The 4,958-nt window shown below is 47.1% G+C and carries 6 protein-coding genes; 3 read left to right on the top strand and 3 right to left on the bottom strand.

The genetic code is table 11. The features are described from left to right. The first annotated feature begins 287 nt into the window (after positions 1-287). Positions 288-791, top strand: coding sequence for a ferritin-like domain-containing protein (locus tag HZS80_RS23050; RefSeq protein ID WP_035565238.1), 504 nt, complete (start codon positions 288-290; stop codon positions 789-791). 144 nt (positions 792-935) lie between these two features. Here HZS80_RS23050 and HZS80_RS23055 read toward each other — a convergent pair whose 3' ends face one another. After that, the gene (locus HZS80_RS23055) at positions 936-1,520 is read right to left on the bottom strand and encodes an SCO family protein (protein ID WP_246362533.1); all 585 of its coding nucleotides are present in this window, start codon (positions 1,518-1,520) and stop codon (positions 936-938) included. A 4-nt stretch (positions 1,521-1,524) separates the two neighbouring features. After that, positions 1,525-2,364: a cytochrome c oxidase assembly protein gene (locus HZS80_RS23060; RefSeq protein WP_179917444.1), complete on the bottom strand. Its 840-nt coding sequence runs from the start codon at positions 2,362-2,364 to the stop codon at positions 1,525-1,527. A gap of 126 nt (positions 2,365-2,490) precedes the next feature. Between HZS80_RS23060 and HZS80_RS23065 the strand changes: the two genes are divergently transcribed. Then, positions 2,491-2,877 carry a c-type cytochrome gene (locus tag HZS80_RS23065; protein ID WP_052703728.1) on the top strand — a complete coding sequence of 129 codons (387 nt, stop codon included), beginning with the start codon at positions 2,491-2,493 and terminating at the stop codon, positions 2,875-2,877. Positions 2,878-2,972: 95 nt separating this feature from the next. Here HZS80_RS23065 and HZS80_RS23070 read toward each other — a convergent pair whose 3' ends face one another. After that, positions 2,973-3,650, bottom strand: a complete 678-nt coding sequence (locus tag HZS80_RS23070; protein WP_246362534.1) for an ATP-grasp domain-containing protein — start codon at positions 3,648-3,650, stop codon at positions 2,973-2,975. A 408-nt stretch (positions 3,651-4,058) separates the two neighbouring features. Here HZS80_RS23070 and HZS80_RS23075 point away from each other — a divergent pair, with 408 nt between their 5' ends. Continuing rightward, positions 4,059-4,844: a Crp/Fnr family transcriptional regulator gene (locus tag HZS80_RS23075; RefSeq protein WP_179917445.1), complete on the top strand. Its 786-nt coding sequence runs from the start codon at positions 4,059-4,061 to the stop codon at positions 4,842-4,844. The last annotated feature ends 114 nt before the right edge of the window (positions 4,845-4,958 follow it).

The following is a 4,958-nucleotide window of genomic DNA, read 5'->3' on the forward strand; positions in this document are numbered from 1 at the left end:
AGGTCAGCTTTTCAGGTACCATTTTGGAAGCGGCTGTTGGTGTTGGTTTTTGGTGTAAGGCCCTGAAACGTTAACACTTTCAGCCGCTTTCTTTTATACCCTGTGAGAAATCCGGGCTAGATGGTAAGAGTGAGTATTCAGTCGTCAATCAACCTGCTCCTGAAGGTCAGGAACCAACATTGGGAAATGCTAAGCCAGGTTCGGGTGCTCAAAAAGAGCAAATCTGAGCTTACTAGCCAAACGAATGTAAGCATATGAACGCGTAGGTTTAAAAAGGAGAGTCTGCAATGGAAAGCAAACACTTGGTAGATTGGCTTCGAGATGCGCATGCAATGGAGAAGCAAGCGGAGAAAATGCTGCAATCCCAAGCACATCGCTTAGAGCATTATCCGCAACTGCAAAAGCGTATTGAAGAGCACATTGAAGAAACCAAGAACCAATCGCAAAAGCTTGAACACTGCTTAACGCTCTTGGGCGCTGATACCTCCACGTTCAAAGATATGGGCGCTGAATTAACCGCCTTTGGCCAAGCAGTGGGCGGTATGATGGCGGAAGATGAGGTGGTGAAAGGTGGTATTGCGAGTTACGCGTTCGAAAATTTTGAGATAGCTAGTTATAAAGCCATTATCAAAGCGGCTGATATGGCGTCACAACCTGAGGTCTCCCAAGTTTGTAAAGAGATTCTTCAGGAAGAAATAGCCATGGCCGATTGGCTGAGTAAGCACTTGGACGATACTACTCAGCAATTTTTAGCGCGTGATAAGGATGATGATTTGCGCGCTAAGACTTAGCTTTTGCTAAGGCCTAGCTTTTGAGACATCGCTTTTTTGCTCTTTCTCCCATCAGAGCAAAGCCCATTCCCCAGCTATAATGCTGGGGTTTTTTCTGCCAGCCGATTCAATGATGGACCGCCCGGCTGTCTGCCGCAACGCCGTTCAATGCGCCAGAAGGCGGCTCAGGTCGGCCATCACCGCCTCTTTAGGGTCATCTTCGCGAATCAGCAACTGAGCGTCGCCATCACGGTCGAAAGCGAAGACGGCGTTGGAGTGCGATACATCGTAATTGCCAGTGTCGTCTTTCTCACCATAACCGTACGTGACGCGGTAGCGGCGCGTCAGGGCCTGTAAAGCCTCTCCATCACCGGTCAAGCCGGTAAACTCAGGGCCGAATGCGTCGGTATACTCTCGCAACTTGGCGGGGTCGTCGCGGTCAGGGTCGACAGACACAAACAATATTCGCAAATCGTTTTGGGCCTCTTCCCCCAATTCCTGCGAGATCGCTGCCAGATTTGCCAGGGTGGTGGGGCAAATATGCGGGCAATGAGTAAATCCGAAGAAGAGCAGGGTGACATTACCAGCATAGTCGGCTTCAGTGACCGAGCGGGCTTCTTCACTGATTAGCTCGAAATCCAATGGTGGCATAAGCCCGGAGATATCCTTGGTCTGCCAGCTTGGGTCAGAACAGCCGACCAGCCATAGCATTCCTGACAACAGCGCGGTCTTGCATCCTGTTTTATACATAGCGTTATCCATAGCGATACATGGACGAACGTTTACCGAGCAAACGGCCGATAATGATCAACACCGCCAGCACACTCATCATGGTCGCTGGGATCCAGGTGATCAGGCCGCCGAGCCGCTGGTCCGTTAATGGTGCCAGTGGCCAAGCACGACCACAAACGGCATACACGTCAAACAGCACGTTATGGCTGAAGGTGAGGTAGGCGCCCAGCAACATCTGGGGCGGCACCACGGCAAGCAACAGGGTAATGCGTACGCCATAGCTGAGCCCGCCATTTGCGGGCCAACGGGAATCGAGTATTAACCACCAGAAGAGTAGCCCATCAACCAGCATGCTCCAGTTCATCAACTGGTAGAGACGATGACTCAGCATCGCGTCGAAATGAACCTGGGGAATTAACCAGAAGTAGATCAGGCCCACGAACAGCAGTGGAGCGATTACCGGTTGCTGCAAAAGTCGATAACCAGGCCTGAGCATCTGCGCAGCGAAAGTAACCGTTGGCAAATTTCTCACCCGATGCGGTATGCCTGCGGTGAGTATTGCCAGCGGGGCCGATAAGGCGATCAGAAACGGCGCTAAATGGTGCAGCACTAGATGCTGGCCGCGGTGGACGAAAAACATATACTGCGCTAAATAATCGAAATGTGTCTGAGACACCGTATAAATAGCCACGATACCCAAGAAAAAGGCGAAAGGGCGCCAGAACCCTTCATGCAGACCACTGCGCCGCCGATGAAGCAGGCCGCGGACATAGAGACCTGCGCTAGCCAGGCAGGCGAGAGTCCAGCTAGGGGAGAATTCCCAAGGCAGCAGATAAGCAAGGCTACTGTCGAATTCCCCCATTACACCTCCTAAATAGCAGCACAGTGGTAAGGATAGACACTACAGAAAATTTTTCCCGATCAGCCACCTGTATCTGGCTGCGCATGCCGCAGCTTGGCCGCCCTCGGGTGAGACGCCGCCGCTTTTATGGCCCAGCATTGGTTGCCATTACTGAGCTGTATCACCATGGATGCCGCTGGCCCAAGGGTCAATCGCGGTAACAAGCGGTGGTTGGCGATAGGCGTCAAGTTTCCCAATGCCGAACGAGGGCGCCTGGCGATGTATGGTTATGCCTGTATTGCCTGCCATCGGATTCCAGGGTTAGTTGGGCCACAAGCCGATGTTGGTCCACCTTTGGCGGGAATGGGAGAGCGCCGCTACATCGCAGGGGTGCTTTCCAATAACAACGATAATAGGGTGCGTTGGCTTCGTCATCCCACCCAAGTGGGCCCTCTTACTGCGATGCCAGACCTGGAGGTCACGGAGCAGGACGCCAGAGATATAGCGGCGTATCTTGAAACGCTCACTGAATAGGCTTAAAAACTACGCCGCCCTTTAAGGATGTACTCGGGCGGCGAGGTGTGAAAGCAACGGCTTGTGAGCCTGGCTATTAGTTCAAAAGTTAGCTTTTAAGACCTGAATTCACCTTGAAACATGGTGCCTTCAGGGGCGCCTTGTACACCACTGATAATTTCCTCTGCGATACAAGCATTGCCATCTAATTGCTTAATTTCTTCAGGGGTATCAGCGTATTCCAGCGCCTCATTAAATGGATCGCCTAGCTGGTTAATATTTTCTCTTATCTCTTTTATCGCTGCTTCAAACTGCTCGAAATTCTCAATTTTAAAGCCGAGGTGGGAGGAAAAAGCTTTTACAGGCTTAATCCAGAAGGGATAGTTTAAGGTGACTTGATCAAATGGCGTTTCTGAAAAGGGGTCAACACCGCAAAAGCGAGGCACTACTTCTGGAATAACTTTTTGCTGCTCCATTCGGCTCCAGAGTTTATGCTCGCACTTTAAAACACTGGTCACAGAAGGTGAGGGGATTCCATACTCTTTGCATAGAATTGGGACTAAAACACTGGTAGGAAAGTCCCATTGTGCAATAATGGCGTCTACGGTGCCTGGATAGCTAGCGAGTTCTTCTCTTGCGGATTCCAGCACTTCATTAAAAGAGAACTTTTTTGCTTCAACCGCTGTATCGACCGTGAGCAGGCCGTGTATCTCCAGCTCTTTTGACTGGCGCAACGTTTCAAGCATGGCTTTTTGCTTATCTTCTAAGGCTACTATGAAAATATTCCTTTTCATGATGACGTCCTTGAAAGTTAAAAGTAGCAATAAAATAATGACGTAACTAAGCACTAATGAGCTTTAAAAAGTGCATAAGGGATTATAGAGCTTCAAGATCATTTCTTTCAGTATCAATAACATATGTTATAACTGGTTCGGCTGTTTTTATATTTAATAAATATCAATAATAACTTATATTTACACGTTATAACCCAATATTACTATTTTATTTAGCCTGCTAATTTTTTTATGCAATGAGAGTTAACGTATGTTAAGAAATGACTCTTAAAAATGGTGGCTGAGCTTGTGGAAACGCGACGTATTAACTATTATTCTACCTCTTTGTTAACTTTTTATATGTACATAGATTGTAAGGTTTTTCTTTGCGAGTCAGGTTTTGTCTAACTACAAAGGAGTGTAGAGAAGATGAGCAATGCAATTGATATGCACAGTGAAGTTTTTAAAGGGAGCGACCATTATGCTCAGTTACCCAGCGTGATAGGCTTGCAAGCCAAGGACATTAATCTTGGCAATATACTCAGCCATTATGCAGAGATTGGGACTGACTCTATAGGTCTTTTGTCGAGTGCTAATGTTAAAAGTATGGAGTTGAAAAGAAACCAAAAGCTATACTCTTTGTGCCAGGGAAGGGCAGAAATATTTATTGTAAAACAAGGCTGGGTAAGCTTGTGCCATACTTTTAAAAGTCATGGGGAAGATATATGTAATGTCTACATGCCGGGCGATATTGTTGGCTTGCGAGAAAGCTTTTTCGATAATCATGATATTACAATACTGGGGTTGCAGAACTGTCAATTAGATAAAGTTTCTGTTAACGAAGTGCATGATTTATTTAAAGAAAATGCAGATATAAAAAGAGCTGTCGTTTCTTATATCATGGTGAATGACAATATTACTATTGAAAGGCTTAGAAGTTGTACTCACCATAAGGCTGAAGAGCGCGTTGCGCATTTTTTGCTTGAAATATATGCAAGATATAATTTCAAAAAGCTGATTGATTCAAATGTGTTTTCTTTTCCTATTACTCAAGAGGTGGTAGGCGAGCTGTTAGGTATCACAAGCGTTCACGTTAGCAGGTGCATGACTGCTTTAGAACAAAAAAAGCTAATTAGGAAAAGTCGTAATACTGTTAAACTATTAGAGCCAGAGTTATTGGCAGAGTGCACTGGGTTCGATGAAAGTATAACCTGAATCCGTGAGACCGGCCCCCAGGAATGCTTCTAACCTACTGAACTGCATGGCAATATAGCGAATATCGCCATTCACCCAGACAGTGCCATGCCCAACGTCAAGTTCCGCGCCAGT

Source organism: Vreelandella glaciei (assembly GCF_013415125.1).
Taxonomy (GTDB): Bacteria; Pseudomonadota; Gammaproteobacteria; order Pseudomonadales; family Halomonadaceae; genus Vreelandella; species Vreelandella glaciei.

Excerpts from the sequence above, each read along its gene's own strand:
- HZS80_RS23050 (WP_035565238.1), top strand. The coding sequence starts at position 288 with ATGGAAAGCAAACACTTGGTAGATTGGCTTCGAGATGCGCATGCAATG.
- HZS80_RS23055 (WP_246362533.1), bottom strand. The coding sequence starts at position 1,520 with ATGTATAAAACAGGATGCAAGACCGCGCTGTTGTCAGGAATGCTATGG.
- HZS80_RS23060 (WP_179917444.1), bottom strand. The coding sequence starts at position 2,364 with ATGGGGGAATTCGACAGTAGCCTTGCTTATCTGCTGCCTTGGGAATTC.
- HZS80_RS23065 (WP_052703728.1), top strand. The coding sequence starts at position 2,491 with ATGGCCCAGCATTGGTTGCCATTACTGAGCTGTATCACCATGGATGCC.
- HZS80_RS23070 (WP_246362534.1), bottom strand. The coding sequence starts at position 3,650 with ATGAAAAGGAATATTTTCATAGTAGCCTTAGAAGATAAGCAAAAAGCC.
- HZS80_RS23075 (WP_179917445.1), top strand. The coding sequence starts at position 4,059 with ATGAGCAATGCAATTGATATGCACAGTGAAGTTTTTAAAGGGAGCGAC.